At 70.4% G+C, this 15052-nt stretch carries 19 protein-coding genes; 4 read left to right on the forward strand and 15 right to left on the reverse strand.

The window, feature by feature from the left end:
• Nucleotides 1-23: 23 nt before the first annotated feature.
• On the reverse strand, nucleotides 24-605 hold the full coding sequence (locus tag K4B79_RS17965) for a TetR family transcriptional regulator (protein ID WP_232027712.1): 582 nt from the start codon (nucleotides 603-605) through the stop codon (nucleotides 24-26).
• Nucleotides 606-734: 129 nt separating this feature from the next.
• On the opposite strand from K4B79_RS17965, the gene K4B79_RS17970 reads away from it, so the two are divergent.
• Complete coding sequence (locus K4B79_RS17970) at nucleotides 735-1928, forward strand: MFS transporter (protein WP_232027714.1); 1194 nt, start codon at nucleotides 735-737, stop codon at nucleotides 1926-1928.
• Nucleotides 1929-2037: 109 nt separating this feature from the next.
• Here K4B79_RS17970 and K4B79_RS17975 read toward each other — a convergent pair whose 3' ends face one another.
• The 7 genes from K4B79_RS17975 to K4B79_RS18005 form a co-directional block, all read right to left on the reverse strand.
• On the reverse strand, nucleotides 2038-3681 hold the full coding sequence (locus K4B79_RS17975; protein WP_232028328.1) for a long-chain fatty acid--CoA ligase: 1644 nt from the start codon (nucleotides 3679-3681) through the stop codon (nucleotides 2038-2040).
• Between the two features lie 267 nt (nucleotides 3682-3948).
• Nucleotides 3949-4575, reverse strand: coding sequence for a superoxide dismutase family protein (locus K4B79_RS17980; RefSeq protein WP_067435882.1), 627 nt, complete (start codon nucleotides 4573-4575; stop codon nucleotides 3949-3951).
• A gap of 203 nt (nucleotides 4576-4778) precedes the next feature.
• Nucleotides 4779-5336 (reverse strand): SigE family RNA polymerase sigma factor, encoded by a 558-nt coding sequence (locus tag K4B79_RS17985; RefSeq protein WP_232027716.1) that lies wholly within the window; start codon nucleotides 5334-5336, stop codon nucleotides 4779-4781.
• 157 nt (nucleotides 5337-5493) lie between these two features.
• The gene (locus tag K4B79_RS17990) at nucleotides 5494-6660 is read right to left on the reverse strand and encodes a lipid-transfer protein (protein ID WP_232027718.1); all 1167 of its coding nucleotides are present in this window, start codon (nucleotides 6658-6660) and stop codon (nucleotides 5494-5496) included.
• Nucleotides 6657-7109, reverse strand: coding sequence for a MaoC family dehydratase (locus tag K4B79_RS17995; RefSeq protein ID WP_232027719.1), 453 nt, complete (start codon nucleotides 7107-7109; stop codon nucleotides 6657-6659). The genes K4B79_RS17990 and K4B79_RS17995 overlap by 4 nt, the downstream gene beginning before the upstream one ends.
• A complete protein-coding gene (locus K4B79_RS18000) occupies nucleotides 7096-8058 on the reverse strand; it encodes a bifunctional MaoC family dehydratase N-terminal/OB-fold nucleic acid binding domain-containing protein (protein ID WP_374208496.1) in 963 nt (320 codons plus the stop codon). The genes K4B79_RS17995 and K4B79_RS18000 overlap by 14 nt, the downstream gene beginning before the upstream one ends.
• A gap of 305 nt (nucleotides 8059-8363) precedes the next feature.
• Nucleotides 8364-8690 carry a hypothetical protein gene (locus K4B79_RS18005; protein WP_232027721.1) on the reverse strand — a complete coding sequence of 109 codons (327 nt, stop codon included), beginning with the start codon at nucleotides 8688-8690 and terminating at the stop codon, nucleotides 8364-8366.
• 361 nt (nucleotides 8691-9051) lie between these two features.
• Between K4B79_RS18005 and K4B79_RS18010 the strand changes: the two genes are divergently transcribed.
• From K4B79_RS18010 to K4B79_RS18020, 3 genes are all read left to right on the forward strand, one after another.
• Entirely contained in the window at nucleotides 9052-9921 is an 870-nt protein-coding gene (locus tag K4B79_RS18010) for a bifunctional DNA primase/polymerase (protein ID WP_232027723.1), read from the forward strand.
• A gap of 146 nt (nucleotides 9922-10067) precedes the next feature.
• The gene (locus tag K4B79_RS18015; RefSeq protein WP_232027724.1) at nucleotides 10068-10499 is read left to right on the forward strand and encodes a hypothetical protein; all 432 of its coding nucleotides are present in this window, start codon (nucleotides 10068-10070) and stop codon (nucleotides 10497-10499) included.
• 78 nt (nucleotides 10500-10577) lie between these two features.
• Nucleotides 10578-11117 carry a DinB family protein gene (locus tag K4B79_RS18020; RefSeq protein ID WP_232027725.1) on the forward strand — a complete coding sequence of 180 codons (540 nt, stop codon included), beginning with the start codon at nucleotides 10578-10580 and terminating at the stop codon, nucleotides 11115-11117.
• Between the two features lie 142 nt (nucleotides 11118-11259).
• Here the strand turns inward: K4B79_RS18020 and K4B79_RS18025 are convergent, their stop codons facing one another.
• The 7 genes from K4B79_RS18025 to K4B79_RS18055 form a co-directional block, all read right to left on the reverse strand.
• Nucleotides 11260-12438 (reverse strand): tyrosine-type recombinase/integrase, encoded by a 1179-nt coding sequence (locus K4B79_RS18025; protein WP_232027726.1) that lies wholly within the window; start codon nucleotides 12436-12438, stop codon nucleotides 11260-11262.
• Entirely contained in the window at nucleotides 12438-12647 is a 210-nt protein-coding gene (locus K4B79_RS18030) for an excisionase family DNA-binding protein (protein ID WP_232027727.1), read from the reverse strand. Before K4B79_RS18030 ends, K4B79_RS18025 begins: the two co-directional genes overlap by 1 nt.
• A 2-nt stretch (nucleotides 12648-12649) precedes the next feature.
• Complete coding sequence (repSA, locus tag K4B79_RS18035; protein ID WP_232028330.1) at nucleotides 12650-14062, reverse strand: replication initiator protein RepSA; 1413 nt, start codon at nucleotides 14060-14062, stop codon at nucleotides 12650-12652.
• A gap of 11 nt (nucleotides 14063-14073) precedes the next feature.
• The gene (locus K4B79_RS18040) at nucleotides 14074-14286 is read right to left on the reverse strand and encodes a hypothetical protein (protein ID WP_232027728.1); all 213 of its coding nucleotides are present in this window, start codon (nucleotides 14284-14286) and stop codon (nucleotides 14074-14076) included.
• 5 nt (nucleotides 14287-14291) lie between these two features.
• Nucleotides 14292-14471: a hypothetical protein gene (locus K4B79_RS18045; RefSeq protein ID WP_232027729.1), complete on the reverse strand. Its 180-nt coding sequence runs from the start codon at nucleotides 14469-14471 to the stop codon at nucleotides 14292-14294.
• A gap of 94 nt (nucleotides 14472-14565) precedes the next feature.
• On the reverse strand, nucleotides 14566-14868 hold the full coding sequence (locus K4B79_RS18050; protein WP_232027730.1) for a SpdD protein: 303 nt from the start codon (nucleotides 14866-14868) through the stop codon (nucleotides 14566-14568).
• 23 nt (nucleotides 14869-14891) lie between these two features.
• A complete protein-coding gene (locus K4B79_RS18055) occupies nucleotides 14892-15047 on the reverse strand; it encodes a hypothetical protein (RefSeq protein ID WP_232027731.1) in 156 nt (51 codons plus the stop codon).
• Nucleotides 15048-15052 lie beyond the last annotated feature (5 nt).

The following is a 15052-nucleotide window of genomic DNA, read 5'->3' on the forward strand; positions in this document are numbered from 1 at the left end:
CACCGGGAGGGGCCGGCGGACCGCTACTTCGCGATCAGTCGCCGTGCCGCCTCTCTCACCGAGGCTCGTAGGCGTTCTCGGTCCGCGGGCTCGGCGCCGACCAGGATGCGCCTCATCTGCGGGACGACGGCGGTCCAGTTGGCCAGGGCGATCAGCAGGAACAGCAGGTCGCGGGCCGGGATGGCGTCGGTGATGATGCCGCGGTCCTGGCCGTCCCGGAGGCTGGCGACCTTGCGGCGGTAGTGCTCCTGGCGTTCGGCCTCGTCGGGCAGCTCGGTGGTGGCGCCGTACTCCAGGCCCTCCCAGAAGAGCAGGCGCAGCACCTCGGGGTGGACCTCGTGGTAGTCCATCACTCGGTCGATCCAGCCCTCGATGTCGTCCGGGTCGACGGGGACGGCGACGGCCAGGTCGAGCATCGCCTTGCCCAGGACCTGCGTGAACAGCTCCGCCTTGTTGCCGAAGTAGGCGTAGATCAGCTGCTTGTTGGCCTTGGCATCGGTCGCGATGCGGTCGATGCGGGCGCCGGCGATGCCGTGGCGGGCGAACTCCGACACCGCCGCCTCGAAGATCCGGGCTCTGGTGGCCTCGGGGTCCCTTGCTGCCATGGAGCCAGGGTAGCGCGGTAAGTAACCAACCGTTTGGTTGACAGGGAATCGACGGACGTCCCAGACTGTTGTGCTGTTCCAACCAACCAGTTAGTTGTTATAGCTCGCTCTAAGGAGACAGGTCCGGTCATGCCGACAGCCACCGTCGCCGCCCGGCGGTCCGCCCGGGTTCCCACGCGCCGCGCGGACTCGCTCCTCCTCGTCCTCATCGCGCTCTGCACCGCCGTCACGGCCGCCAACATCTACCTCGCGGCCCCGCTGTTCCCCCTCATCGCCCACGACTTCGGCTCGACCCCCTCCGCCGTGGCCTGGATCGCCTCGGTCGCGCAGTTCGGCTACGCCGCCGGCCTCCTCGTCTTCGCCCCGCTCGGCGACAGCGTGAACCGGCGCCGCCTGGTCGCCGCCCTGTCCCTCGTCGCGGCCGTGGCGCTGGGCGTGGGCGCGATGGCCTCCGGGACCACGGCGCTGGCCGCCGCCGTCCTCGTCGCCTCCGCGGCCACCGTCGTCCCGCAGCTGCTCGTCCCGCTGGTCGCCCAGCGCGCCCCCGCCGACCGCCGCGCCCGCCATGTCGCGGCCGTGATCGCGGGCCTGTTCACCGGCATCGTGGCGGCCCGCGTGCTCGGCGCACTGGCCGGGCAGGCCTTCGGCTGGCGGTGGGTGTTCGTGGGCGCGGCCGCACTGACCGCCGTCCTCGGCCTGGCCACGGCCTACGCCCTGCCCGTCGAGGAACGCCGCCGCTCCGGCCCGCTGTTCTCCGGGCTCACCGCCCTGCCGTCCGTCGTCCGCCACTCGCCCGACCTGTGGCGCGCGTGCGTACGCCAGGCCGGGATGTTCGGCGCCTGGAGCGCCCTGTGGACCTCCCTCGCCCTGCTGCTCACCGGGTCCGCGTACGGCCTGTCGACCGCGACCGCCGGTCTCTTCGGCCTCTTCGGGCTGGCCGCCACCGTCGTGGCGCCCCTTGCGGGCGGGTTCGTGGACCGGTTCGGCGCCGCCAAGGTCGTACGGTCCGCCTACGCCCTCGCCGCCCTGTCCGTGCCGCTGTTCTGGCTCGGCGGGCACGTGATGTGGGCCCTCTTCGTGGCCGCGATCGCCGTCCACGCGGCCCTCGTCGCCTCCCACGTCGCCAACCAGACCCTCGCCCTGACCACCACCTCCACCCCCGCGACCGCCAACACCGCCTACGTCGTCTCCGGCTTCGCCGGCGGCGCCATCGCCTCGGCCCTCGCCGGCTCGGCCTTCACCCACTTCGGGTGGACCGGCGTGACCGTGGTGGCGGGGGCGTGGCTGGTGCTGGGGTGGGGGACGACTTCGGTACGGCGGTGAGGGGACGGACGGGGGTGGTTCAGTGGTTCAGTGGTTCTGCGGGGGGGGGCAGAAGCGCGTCGGTGCTTCTGCCCCCCGTCTTGTGCCATACCGCTTCTATTGGGGTGGGTCAGAGCTTGGTGATGTCCAGCTCTCCGGCCGCGTACTGCCTGCGCAGGACCTTCTTGTCGAACTTGCCGACGCTCGTCTTCGGGACCGCCTCGATGATCGTCCAGCGCTCCGGGAGCTGCCACTTGGCGATGTGGCCCTCGTCGGCGAGGAAGGCGCGCAGGGTGTCGAAGTCGGCGGTGGCGCCCTCCTTGAGGACGACGGTGGCGAGGGGGCGCTCGCCCCACTTGTCGTCGGGGACGGCGACCACGGCGGCCTCTGCGACGGCCGGGTGGGACATCAGGGCGTTCTCCAGCTCGACCGAGGAGATCCACTCGCCGCCGGACTTGATGACGTCCTTGGCGCGGTCGGTGAGGGTGAGGAAGCCGTCGGGGGAGATGGTGCCGACGTCGCCGGTCTTCAGCCAGCCGTCCTCGCTGAACTTGTCGGCGGGGCGCAGCGGGTCGGCGTCCGGGCCGTTGTAGTAGGCGCCCGCGATCCAGGGACCGCGTACCTCCAGCTCACCCGCCGACTCGCCGTCCCAGGGCAGGCGCTCGCCGCCGGGGCCGGTGAGGCGGGCCTCGACGCTCGTCGGGAAACGGCCCTGGGTGATCCGGTAGCCGAACTCCTCCTCCGTACCGATGGTGTGGGCCGGCGGCCGGGCGACCGTACCGAGCGGGGAGGTCTCCGTCATGCCCCAGGCGTGGCAGACCCGCATGCCCAACTTGTCGAACGCCTCCATCAGCGAGGGCGGACAGGCCGAGCCGCCGATGGTGACCTGCCCGAGCGTCGAGACGTTCCGGGGCCTGGCGGTGAGTTCGGCGAGCAGGCCCTGCCAGATGGTGGGGACGGCCGCCGCGTGCGTCGGCCTCTCCCGCTCGATCATCTCGGCGAGGGGCGCGGGCTGGAGGAAGCGGTCCGGCATCAGCATGTTGACGCCGGTCATGAAGGTCGCGTGCGGCAGACCCCAGGCATTGACGTGGAACTGCGGGACCACGATCAGCGAGGTGTCCTGGTCGGTCAGGCCCATCGACTGGGCCATGTTGACCTGCATGGAATGCAGGTAGACCGAGCGGTGGGAGTAGACGACGCCCTTGGGGTCGCCCGTCGTGCCGGAGGTGTAACACATGGCGGCGGCCTGGCGCTCGTCCAGCTCCGGCCAGTCGTACGTCGTCGGCTTCCCGGCGACGAGTTCCTCGTACTCGTGCACCTGGACGTCCGCGCCGGTCAGCAGGCCGCGATCACCTGGCCCGGACACGACCACGTGCTCGATCGTCTTGAGGTGCGGGAGCAGCGGGGCCAGCAGCGGGAGCAGCGAACCGTTGGCGATCACGACCTTGTCCGCCGCGTGGCCCACGATCCAGGCCAGCTGCTCGGGCGGGAGGCGGAGATTGAGCGTGTGCAGGATCGCGCCCATGGAGGGGATCGCGAAGTAGGCCTCGACATGCTCGGAGTTGTTCCACATGAGGGTCGCCACCCGGTCGTCGGCGGCGACGCCGAGGTCCTCGCGCAGCGCGTGCGCCAGCTGGGCGGCTCGGGCGCCGATCTCGGCGAAGGAGCGGCGGTGGGGCTCTTCCTCACCGGTCCAGGTGATCACCTGGGAGGTGCCGTGGATGGTGGACCCGTGAACCAGGATCCTCGAGATCAGCAGCGGTACGTCCTGCATCGTGCTCAGCACGGCGTGCCTCCCGGGGCGACATTGCCTACGCGGCAGTAAGGGCTGCGGTCATTCTGCGCACATACCAATCGGTACGTCACTAGCTGCAGCGGATCGGTTTGCCGAGGTCGGGGGTTGCCGACCGGTGGGCACCGCTGGTGGATCAGCCGATCCCTCGGCTGATGGGTCAGTCGAGGGATCGGCTGAAGAGTCAGTCAGTCGAGGGATCGGCTGGTGGGTCAGTCGAGGGTCAACTGGTGGATCACCGGGGCCGGATCACATGAACGGCACGTTCACACAGGCGAGCCGAGGTCCGGCGGTACCGGCGTGACCGGCATGCGTGGCGGTGGCCTGCTCGTGGATCACCACGGAACGGGCCCCTCCGTCACGGAAGCGCCAGTCCACGGTGGCTATGGAGCGGGCGGAGCCGTCCTTGTTGGCGGCCAGGTCCAGCCACACCTCGTTGTCCGCGTTGGCGTACGCGGGGTCGACCGAGGGCTGCGTCGGGTCCGCCTTGTCCTGGTAGTGCGGTCCGGCGTCCGCCGGCAGCTTGCCGCACGGCTTGGTGTGGACGTGGGCGCCGTAGACGCGGTCGGCACCGAGGTCCCGGACGCGCAGCTCGATCCGGGTCCCGCCGTCGCGCCGCAACTCCTCCTTGACCTGGACCCGGGCGCCCACGGGCACCCGCGCGGTGTCGTACGTGACCGCCTGCGCCCACTGCGCCGCACTCACCGGGGCGAAGACCGTCCCGACGACCAGCTTGGGCACGGGGCCCTTCGCGTCCTTCGACGGCTCGTCGGCGCTGGCGCTCGCGGTGATACCGGCGGCGCCGGCCACCGCCAGGACACCGGCGGCGGCGAGGAGGATGCCCTTGCTTCTGGGCGTGATCTTGTGCCTGGACATGCGCTTTTCTCCAGTACGTGGGGGGGTGCCGCGCTGCCGCACACAGGCGGACACGGCGCGGACATACAGGCGCCGGGAAAAGAATTGGGCGCCTTATGACTTGATCCGGAGATTAGCGAGGTGAAATTGGCCCCTCAGGACTTCTACCGGGGGGTACTGGGGAGAGACCGTAGAGGCCCGCCTCTCGGCCAACCGCCGCCCACCTACCGCACGAGCTCCAGCTCGGGATCCTCCCGCAACTTCCCCAGCGCCCGGGACACCGCCGACTTCACCGTCCCCACCGAAACGTCCAGCACCTCCGCGGTCTGCACCTCGCTGAGGTCCTCGTAGTACCTCAGGACGACCATCGCCCGCTGCCGCGCGGGCAGCCGCATGATCGCGCGCCACATCGCGTCGTGCAGCGCCTGCCGCTCGGCCGGGTCGTCGCCGGCGGGAACCGGCTCCGGCTCGGGCAGCTCGTCGCAGGTGAACTCGTCCACCTTGCGTTTGCGCCACTGCGACGTGCGTGTGTTCAGCAGCGCCCGACGGACATAGCCGTCCAGCGCCCGATGGTCCTCGATGCGTTCCCAGGCGACATAGGTCTTGGTGAGCGCTGTCTGCAGCAGGTCCTCCGCGTCGCTCGGGTTCGCGGTCAGCGACCGGGCGGTACGCAGCAGCACCGGCTGGCGGGCCTTCACATACGACGCGAACGACGGGTACGGAACAGTCCGCGTCGCCGGGCCGGCGGCCTTCGAAGCGCTGGTGCAGACGGGTGTGGTCATGGCTCTACGCTAGGTACGAGGGCGGCTCCGGCGGATCGGCCGCAGGTCCCGAAGACGAGTCCCCCTCAGGTTGTAGGGGTGGGGCTGACTGCACCTCCTGAAGGTGGACGAGCGGGCCCGGGGTACTGCGGGATTACCCCTGGGGGGTCATCCGTGCTCACCGGTCCGAGGCCAGCACCAGGCCCGATGTCGGCACCCCTGTCCCCGCCGTCACCAGGACGCGCTCGGCGCCCGGTATCTGGTTCGCCGCGGTGCCCCGCAGCTGGCGCACTCCTTCCGCCATGCCGTTCATCCCGTGCAGATAGGCCTCCCCCAGTTGTCCGCCGTGGGTGTTCAGCGGAAGCTCCGCGCGCTGGACGAAGTCGGCCGCCTCGCCCTTCCCGCAGAACCCGAACTCCTCCAGCTGCATCAGCACGAACGGTGTGAAGTGGTCGTACAGGATCCCCACGTCGATGTCGGCCGGCGTGAGCCCCGAGGTCCGCCACAGCTGGCGGGCGACCACGGCCATCTCCGGCAGCCCGGTCAGGTCGTCCCGGTAGAAGCTGGTCATCTGCTCCTGCCCCCGGCCCGCTCCCTGGGCGGCGGCCGCGAGGACGGCGGGCGGGTGGGGCAGATCGCGGGCCCGCTCCACGGAGGTGACGACCAGCGCCTGGCCGCCGTCCGTCTCCTGGCAGCAGTCCAGCAGGCGGAGCGGTTCGACGATCCAGCGGGAGGCCGCGTGGTCGGCGAGGGTGATGGGGCGGCCGTGGAAGTAGGCGGCCGGATTGGTGGCCGCGTGTCCGCGGTCCGTGACGGCCACGTGTCCGAAGGCCTCCGGGGTGAGGCCGTAGGTGTACAGGTACCGCTGGGCCGCCATCGCCACCCAGGACGCCGGGGTGAGCAGCCCGAAGGGGAGGGACCAGCCGAGCGCGACCCCCTCGGCGGACGGCTCCCGGTGCTGCACGCCCGAGCCGAATCTGCGCCCCGACCGTTCGTTGAAGGCGCGGTAGCAGACCACCACCTCGGCGACTCCCGCGGCGATGGCGAGCGCCGCCTGCTGGACGGTGGCGCAGGCCGCGCCGCCGCCGTAGTGGACGCGGGAGAAGAAGGACAGCTCACCCATTCCGCAGGCCTGGGCCACGGTGATCTCGGGACTGGTGTCCATCGTGAACGTGACCATCCCGTCCACGTCGTCCGGGCGCAGTCCGGCGTCGTCCAGCGCCGCCCGGACCGCCTCCGCGGCCAGCCGCAGCTCGCTGCGCCCGGAGTCCTTGGAGAACTCCGTGGCCCCGATGCCGACGATCGCCGCCCGCCCGCCGAGGGTGTCCTTGCTCCGTATGCTCATCCCGCCTCCTCGGAGGATGGGGTGGGGAGGGCCGGGGCGGGCGGGACAGTCGAAGCCGTCGGGACAGTCACCGTCACCGTGCCGGTCACATGGCGGCCGATGGCGTTGTCGCCGACCACGCGGACCGTCGCGGTGGCGCCGTCCGTCTCCTCGGTCACCTCCTCGATCGTGGCCGTCAACACCATCGTGTCGCCCGGGTGGTTGGGGGCGCCGAGTCTGATGGCGACCTTGCGGAGGACGGCCCGGGGGCCAAAGTGGTCCGTGATGTAGCGGCCGACCAGGCCGTTGGTCGTCAGGATGTTCATGAAGATGTCGGGGGAGCCCTTCTGCCGGGCCAACTCCGGGTCGTGGTGCACGTCCTGGTAGTCCCGCGAGGCGATCGCCCCGGCGACGACCAGCGTCCGGGTGACCGGGATCTCCACCGGCGGCAGCGTGTCACCGGGTCGCATACGGACTCCCCTCGGGCTCCTCGGCGGCGCGGAAGACCGGCAGCACCAACTCCTCGTCGAACCGCTGGAATTCGAGCCGGACGGGGCGGCCGACGCGCACCTGGTCGTGCGGTATCCCGACGACGTTGCTGATCATGCGGACGCCTTCGGTGAGTTCGATCAGCGCGACCGCGTAGGGAGGGTCGAAGGCGGGGAACGGCGGGTGGTGCATGACGACGTAGGAGTAGACGGTGCCCTCGCCCGTCGCCTCCACGGTGTCCCAGTCCGGGCTGCCGCAGGAGGCGCAGCCGGGCAGCCAGGGGAAGCGCAGGGTCGCGCAGTCCGCGCAGCGCTGGATGAGCAGGCGGTGCCGGCTCGCGCCGTCCCAGAAGCCGGCGTTGTCGCGGTTGACGACCGGGCGGGGGCGCGGGGGCTTCTTCTCCGGACGGCGCGCGGGGGCGTACTTGAGGATGCGGAAGCGGTGGGTGCCGACGAGATCCTCACCCGCCCGGATGTTCATACGGGTGGTGACGAAGTAGCCCGTGCCCAGCTTGGTCCGCTTCCGCTCCGACACCGACTCGATCACCGTGTCGAAGGTGATCTCGTCGCCGGGCCGGAGGGGTCTGACGTACTCCTGCTCGCAGTCGGTGGCGACGACCGAGGTGCAGCCCGCCTCGTCGAGGAGGGAGAGGAGGTCGTCGTAGGCCTCCGTCCGTCCGGTGTGGCCGGAGAGGCCGCCCATGGTCCACGCCTGGAGCATGGTGGGCGGTGCGATGGCGTCCGGGCCGGTGTACGCCGGGTTGGTGTCTCCCATCGCCTCGCACCAGTGCCGGATCATGGGCGCGTTGACGGGGTCCTTGCCGGCGCCGGCGACGGCGGAGGCGCGCCCCTCGTAGGCCTTCAGCCGCTTCTCCAGATCCTCCTGGTCCCCCAGATCCTCCCGGTGCTGTTCCTCGTCCGCGGTTTCCACGGTTTCCACGCTTCGCCCCCTTGCCGTCCCGTGCTCTTCGTCCCCTGCCGCATCGTGTTGTCACTTCTGGTACACCGCAGCCGCCCGCCGGGTTCCCACTCTTCCCACAACGATTTCTGACTGTCCGTCAGATATGGTTCCCCGTCAAGGCCGACGGAGCCGCACGGTCAAGACCGACGAACCCGCACACGAAAACGCCTGCGCGGCGGTGCCCGAAGGCACCGCCGCGCAGACATGTCACACCCCACAGAGAACACCCCGGAGTCGGGAACCCGGCCGGGCCCGGCCGGTCCCCGCCCCTCAGATCACCACCACAGCGGGGTGAAGTTGACGGACGTGTTGTCGTTCCCCTGGTTGATGGCCGTGAACGCGGAACCGTTGACCTGGGCGGTGTTGCTCTGGTTCAAGGCCCCGGAGCCGACCGCCTGCTGCTGCGTGGTGGACGAGTTGCCGTTGTTGTCCCCGCCGACACCGCTGCCGACGATGCCCGCCGCGGCGTTCGTCACGGACGCGCTCGATCCGTCGTCCGCGATCGCGCCGTTGTCCGCCGTCGCGACGCCAGTGAAGAGCGCGGCTGCGAGCGGGAGAGCGGAGACGGCGGCGATGACACGGGCGGTACGGATGCTTGCCATGTTGTTCCTCCAGAACAGGGATTACCCACCGGCCGAAGAGCCGGAAAAGCATGAAGTACGGCTTCTACCAGGGCAGTTGGCCTACCGCCTGGTGTGGTGCTGCACGACGTCGCAAGATCAGAATGACCCACCGAATCCCCGGCGAACCACCCCGGAAGCCGTTATTCGCCCTCAAGCGTGATGACAAGTCGATAAACCCCTTTCGCGACCTACCTTCCCAGGTCAGGGTGGTAGGGGCAGCTCCACCCCAAGCGCCGCAAGAGGTGAAGCGTTCCGGCACATTTCCAGCCAATCTGTTCGGCCCGGCGAGTCGCGACCGATCCCTCTTTCTTTTTTCGAACACCTGTACGAGCATAGAGGTATGGCCACCACCGACCGGCAGGCCACGACGCTGGCCCTCGCACACGCCCTGTCAGCCGCCGAACGCGGACTGGCCGTCATCCCCCTGTCCCGGACGAAACTCCCGGCCCTGCGCTCCCCCCACCGGGACGACCCCACCGCCCCGCTCTGCCACGGCGAGTGCGGCCGCTTCGGACACGGGGTCTACGACGCCGCCACCGACCCGGCACGCATCCGCGAACTGTTCGCCGCCGCGCCCTGGGCCACCGGCTACGGCATCGCCTGCGGACTGCCGCCGCACCACCTCATCGGCATCGACCTCGACACCAAGTCCGGCACGAACTCCTCCGCCGCCCTGCGCGAACTCGCCCTGCGCCACCTGTTCACGATCCCCGACACCGTCGTCGTCCTGACCCCGAGCGGTGGCCGCCACCTCTGGCTGAGCGGCCCGCCCGACGTCGTCGTCCCCAACTCCGCCGGCCGCCTCGCCCCCGGCATCGACATCCGCGGCGCCGGCGGCTACCTCGTCGGCCCCGGCTCCCGGACGGAACACGGTGAGTACGCCACCGCCCCCGGCACCGCCCACCTCGCCCCCGCGGCCTGCCCGCCCGCACTGCTGCGCCTGCTGCTTCCGCCGCCCCGCACCCACCAGCCCGCCGCCCCCGCCTCGGTCGACGGACACGGCCAGGGCCTCGTCCAGTTCGTCCTCGCCGCGCACGAGGGCCAGCGCAACACCCGCCTGTTCTGGGCCGCCTGCCGCGCCTACGAGGACGGCATCGGGCCCGCCCTCGTCGACCCCCTCGTCGACGCCGCCCTCAACACCGGCCTCACCGAACGCGAGGCCCGCGCGACGATCGCGTCGGCGGCGCGGATGACGGGGCACCGGCCTTGAGAGGAGCGGCCGGCGGGCGCTCGGCCTGGCGCAGGCGCGGCGCGCCCCCCTGCGGCCTCAGGGAGGGAGCAACAAGCAATGGCCTCAGGGGGAGGCGTGAGAAACACAGGAGCACGATGCACCACCGCCGTCCTAGAGTCCCCACCATGTCCCTGAGCCGAATCGTCCTCACCTCCGGCCGCTCCCTCGACCTCGCCGAGCTCCGCCTGTCCTCGACGTACGGCGGGATGCTCGAGGGCTACCCCTGCAAGGTGGTCAACGAGATGAGGATCCGGGGGCTGATGCACACGGCCGAACAGGCCTTCCCCTCCACGCCGGTGCACCTCGTGCCGCCGCCGCGCGAGTATCCCGACCAGTACACCGGCGCGTTCGGGCCGGTCGAGGTGCTGCCGAGCGTGGCCTGCGTCGGGTCGTTCCGCTCCACGGCACTGGACCCGGACAACGATCCGATCCTGTACCGCTCGGCCCTCACCGTCGTCTGGTTCCAGCCCACGGCCCAGGTGCCCTCCGACTGCGACGCGGAACCCGATCTCCGGGACGTGGCGTGGGAGGAACTGGCCACAGACTACGAGCTGTAACCCCTCTCACCGCCGCCCCCGGCCGCGCTCCCGGAAATCCGGTTCAGCGGGGCGGGGGCGGTGTGCCAGGGTCGGACGGTGACCGTCTCCCGATCAGACCTGCTGCGCCGTCAGTTCGATCTCACCTGGGCCCTGTTCGAGTACCACCTCGACCGGCTGGAGCCCGAGGACTTCCTGTGGGAACCGGCGCCCCACTGCTGGACGGTCCGCCGGACCGCCGACGACACCTGGGTCCCGGACTGGGCCGACACCGAGCCCGACCCGGTCCCCGTACCCACCATCGCCTGGCTGAGCTGGCACATCGGCTGGTGGTGGAGCGTGACCCTCGACCACACGACGGGCCGCCCGCCCCGAGAACGCACCGACGTCACCTGGCCCGGCCCCGGAAAACCCACCATCGAATGGCTCCGCGGCCTCCGCACCGACTGGCTCACCGCCCTCGCCGACCTCACCGAATCCGACCTCGACACCACCGCGCGCTTCCCCCTGCCCGACGACCCCTCCTACACCGTCGCCGACATGCTGGCCTGGGTGAACGCCGAGCTGATGAAGAACGCGGCGGAGATCGGTCAGATGCGGATGCTGCGCGCGGCGCGCTCGGCACCCACTCCCGAATGATCACGCCGAAGGGGTGCCCCGGAATCGGAGCACCCCTTCGAACACCGCGGTGGGTGTGGGATTTGAACCCACGGTGACATCGCTGCCACGACGGTTTTCAAGACCTTTCACCGATCAAGGACGGTGAGGTCTCCGCCGCAGGTCAGAAGGGCACGAGCGCCCCCGCCAAGCCGCCGTCATCGTCACCGTGCCCGCTACGTGCCCCATGGTCGTGATCGTGCCCGTTGACCCACGCGTCCGAGGCTTCGGCCACCTGGTCATCGCGACCGGCGACCGGACGAGCGTAGTGCCGAGTGGTCACGCTCGCGTTCGAGTGTCCGAGGCGATGCGCGGCCGTCATCACTCCGTACTTGTCGGCCACCCAAGTCCCGTGCGAAGCCCGGAGATCATGCGGGGTCACGTCGGTGAGGCCAGCCGCTGACACGGCGGGGTCGAAGTAGGCCTTGCGCCACTGGTTGTAGTGCAGGGGCTTGCCCGCGGGGGTGGTGAACAACAGCGCAGCCCCATCGTCCGGCAGGGCCTCCATGTGCTTCCCGAGCCGCTTCGCCAGGGTGGGTGCCACGCGCAGTAGTCGCTTCTGGTGCGACTTCGGAGTGTCGAAGACCAAGGCGCCGTTCGCCTCGGCAAGGTTCTCGTCGACGAGCACCGTGCCGCCCGCCACATCAACATCGTCGCGGCGCAGCGCGAACGCCTCGCCAATCCGCAGGCCAGCAAAGGCCAGGAGCGCGATCAACAGGTCATGGGGCCTTTCAGCCTTCCGCACGAGGCTCGAGGCTTCCAGCGGCGTCAGGATGTGCGGCTCGGTCTGTGGCATCCGAGGCAGGCGCACACCTCGGCAAGGCGTCTGCGCAATAAGACCGTTGTCTACCGCCGACGCCATGACCTGCGACAACACCCGGTACGCCTGCCGGATACGCGACGGGCTAAGCCCCTTGGTTCGCATCTGAGCAACCCACTCAGTCACCGTGATCGGCCGCAGGCTCGACAGCTCACGATCCCCAAGCGCCGGGTTGATCTGCGAATTGATCAACGATCGGTACGAGGCCTGCGTCTTGTGCTTGAGCTGCGGTGAAACGGCAGCCAGCCAGCGCGCCGACCAGTCCCGGACCGTCGTCTGTCCCTCAGCCGGATCGATCCAGCGGCCCTCTTCGATCTCGATACGTTTCTTCGCTAGCCACCGATCAGCATCGGTGACCGTGGGGAACGTCCGATCCGCAGGCCGAAGCACACCATCAGGCCCCGGATACCGAGCTTGGTAGCGCCCTGAGGGCAGCTTCCGAATCCGACCGAAGCCACGGCGAGACTTGCGTTTCCCGGCCATCAGGCAGCCCTCCTGAGGCTCGTTGGCCGGAGGAGCACCGGTTCCACGGTGTTCGCGGCCACGTAGGCCTCCAAGGCCCGTTCTGGGATGCGGACATGTCGGCCGACCTTCACGAAGGTGATCCGGCGCTCTTCGATCAGCCGACGCGAGAAGCGCACGGTAGTGCCGAGGCGTTCTGCGACCTCTTGGACGTCGAGGAGTCGCTCCATGGTCACCACTCCCCCTCTGCGCCGGAGTCAGGCAGGTCTGCGAGGGCTTCGCGTGCGGTTTCGCGGTTGTGCTGGATGTCGCGGTGGATGTTGGCGGCGAGCCAGGATTCGCCGGGGGTGTGGCCGTGTCCGGCGTAGGTCCAGTGGGCGAGGGTGAGCGTGGTTGCCTCCGGTTCGTCGTCGGGGTCTGGCAGGCCGAGGGCTTGGCGTTGCTGCTGGGCGCGGTAGTCGGCGCGGACCTGCCGGAGGGCGCCGAGGGTGGTGGAGTAGCGGCGGGACTTGGTGGAGAAGTGGCCGCGGAAGCCGAGCATGTGGGCCCAGTCGCGCAGCTTCCTGTCCGGGTAGAGCGTGTGCAGGTCGAGGCAGGCGGCAATGAGCCGGGCAGGGTGGTCGGGCACATCGAGCAGGACCAGGGCTTCCTTGTTGCCGATGCGGCGGTCGACGGTGCCGGTGGTCTCGGCGGCTTTGGTGGCGTACTTGGCGACGTAAGAGGCGACAGCGGCTTCGGTGATCTCTTCGCCGTGGCCGAAGGCGCCGATCGGCTGCACATCGAACTGTGTGCCCCACCGCAGAGTGCGGGCCGGTTGGGTGAGGGCCGGTTGCTTCGGGTCCGGCTGATAGCGGGCCGGGGGCACGTCGACCGCGACGCGGGCAGCAGCCGCACGGATCGCGCCGTCGAGGAGGTCAAGGGTGGCCCAGGCCGGGGGCGCATCGTCGGGCCCCTCGGGTCCGTCGAAGCGGATGACCGCGTGAAAGTGCACCGCCCCACGCTTCTGGTACTCGGCGACCTTCCCGAAGGACACTCGGGACTGCTCCCGAGCAGCCTTCTGAGTGAGTCCGGCCCGCTTCGCGATCTCACGACGGAGGTAGATCGTGAAGTAGCGCCACAGCTCCGAGGCGTGGTTGTTCCACAGCACCGCGCCCGCGTAGTCATACGTCGCCGCATCGAGCGGGGTGCCGAGCTCGGGAGCATCCTCACCGTGGCGTTGGCCGCAGCGGCAGGGCCGGTTGCCGGGGCGGTTGTGGACCGGGCCGAAGGAGGGCGCGGTGAGGGTGGCGAAGACCCGCGGGTGATCCCGGACGGTGGGCGGGGTGCCCTTGGCGGGGTCGCCGACGAGTCCGGCGCGGATGAGGTGGTAGGTGTCTCCGGCGTAGGTCCAGGCGCAGGCCGGGCAGCGGGAGGCGCGGCGGTTACCGCAGGCGATGCGGAGCATGCCGCCTGGCTCGTGCTCGGTCGTGTAGGCGTGCAGCACGGTCTTGGTTGCCGGGTCGATTGTTTTCGTGGCGCCCATGAGGCGGATCGGGTCGGAGCATCCACCTGTGCGCCTGATCTGGTCTTGCCAGCGGTCGAAGTCAGCCCGACCGGCCACCCTCAGCACGTCGGTGAGGGTGGCCGGGTCGAGGCCCGCCGCCATGGCGGGGTTGGTCACCGGGTCTCCTTGCGGTGGGCGGGGCCGTGGTTGGCGGTGTAGTCGTCGACCAGGGCCTTGACGTCCCTGTCGCCGTTGGCGTGGTCCTCGATGCCGCAGCCGCCGCACACGTAGTCGCCCTGGGCGCTGGTGTACTTGGTGGGGCCCTTGACCCGCAGGCCGGGGCTTGCCTCGGTCGGGGTGAGGTCGGCGGGGAGTTTGCGGAACATCCCGGTCACCTCCCGGCCCGGACGAAGGCGACACGGGACGCGTGGCCGGTGCCCTTGCAGGTCAGGCAGATGACGTTCAGGGTCACGCGGGTGCCGTCGCCGTGGCGGTCACCGGTGGTGATGGCGACGACGGGGAAGCCGTCGCAGTTGCGGCAGACGGGCGTGTTCCGGGCGTGCTGGGGCATGATGGGGCTTCCCTTTCGGGTCCGTTGGATCAGGAATGGGTGCAGGCGCCCGGAGCGGCGGAAGTTTGGCGACCGAGGCCGCTCCGGGGGCCCTTCAGCGGTCCTTGTCGAGGTCCTTGAGCAGCGAGCGCAGAACGACCGCGACCACGGCCACCGACATACCGGTGACGGCGACCGCCAGGAGCAGCGAGACCAGCACGGCGCCGACGACGAGGACCACAGCGCCACCGCCCGCGGCGAGAGCAAGCGCACTGCCGGGGGTGAGCTGGATCGTGGGCCGGTTCGCGACCGGGGCGACCGGGGCCGGGGCCTGCGGAGCGGGCACCAGGGCATCGGCGGTCGGAGCGTGGGTGGGGGCGGGGGCGGTGTCCCGCGGCGGGTACTTCGGGGTCAACACGGCTGGTTTCCCTTCGAGTCGGGTTACTTGACGACGGTGCCGACGGCGGGGCCAAGGACGCTGCCCGCGAGGAGGTAGCCGCCGAGCAGGAGCAGGACGACCAGCCACGCGGGCGGGCGGGTGAGCTTGATCCCGAGCCAGCCGACGACGATGACGACGAGCCAGAACGGAACGTCCATGACGG

This window comes from Streptomyces lincolnensis (genome assembly GCF_021173675.1).
Taxonomy (GTDB): Bacteria; Actinomycetota; Actinomycetes; order Streptomycetales; family Streptomycetaceae; genus Streptomyces; species Streptomyces lincolnensis_B.

Bases quoted from the DNA above. Each gene is read 5' to 3' on its own strand.
- K4B79_RS17965 (WP_232027712.1), bottom strand. From the start codon at position 605: ATGGCAGCAAGGGACCCCGAGGCCACCAGAGCCCGGATCTTCGAGGCG.
- K4B79_RS17970 (WP_232027714.1), top strand. From the start codon at position 735: ATGCCGACAGCCACCGTCGCCGCCCGGCGGTCCGCCCGGGTTCCCACG.
- K4B79_RS17975 (WP_232028328.1), bottom strand. From the start codon at position 3,681: ATGCAGGACGTACCGCTGCTGATCTCGAGGATCCTGGTTCACGGGTCC.
- K4B79_RS17980 (WP_067435882.1), bottom strand. From the start codon at position 4,575: ATGTCCAGGCACAAGATCACGCCCAGAAGCAAGGGCATCCTCCTCGCC.
- K4B79_RS17985 (WP_232027716.1), bottom strand. From the start codon at position 5,336: ATGACCACACCCGTCTGCACCAGCGCTTCGAAGGCCGCCGGCCCGGCG.
- K4B79_RS17990 (WP_232027718.1), bottom strand. From the start codon at position 6,660: ATGAGCATACGGAGCAAGGACACCCTCGGCGGGCGGGCGGCGATCGTC.
- K4B79_RS17995 (WP_232027719.1), bottom strand. From the start codon at position 7,109: ATGCGACCCGGTGACACGCTGCCGCCGGTGGAGATCCCGGTCACCCGG.
- K4B79_RS18005 (WP_232027721.1), bottom strand. From the start codon at position 8,690: ATGGCAAGCATCCGTACCGCCCGTGTCATCGCCGCCGTCTCCGCTCTC.
- K4B79_RS18010 (WP_232027723.1), top strand. From the start codon at position 9,052: ATGGCCACCACCGACCGGCAGGCCACGACGCTGGCCCTCGCACACGCC.
- K4B79_RS18015 (WP_232027724.1), top strand. From the start codon at position 10,068: ATGTCCCTGAGCCGAATCGTCCTCACCTCCGGCCGCTCCCTCGACCTC.
- K4B79_RS18025 (WP_232027726.1), bottom strand. From the start codon at position 12,438: ATGGCCGGGAAACGCAAGTCTCGCCGTGGCTTCGGTCGGATTCGGAAG.
- K4B79_RS18030 (WP_232027727.1), bottom strand. From the start codon at position 12,647: ATGGAGCGACTCCTCGACGTCCAAGAGGTCGCAGAACGCCTCGGCACT.
- repSA (WP_232028330.1), bottom strand. From the start codon at position 14,062: ATGGCGGCGGGCCTCGACCCGGCCACCCTCACCGACGTGCTGAGGGTG.
- K4B79_RS18040 (WP_232027728.1), bottom strand. From the start codon at position 14,286: ATGTTCCGCAAACTCCCCGCCGACCTCACCCCGACCGAGGCAAGCCCC.
- K4B79_RS18045 (WP_232027729.1), bottom strand. From the start codon at position 14,471: ATGCCCCAGCACGCCCGGAACACGCCCGTCTGCCGCAACTGCGACGGC.
- K4B79_RS18055 (WP_232027731.1), bottom strand. From the start codon at position 15,047: ATGGACGTTCCGTTCTGGCTCGTCGTCATCGTCGTCGGCTGGCTCGGG.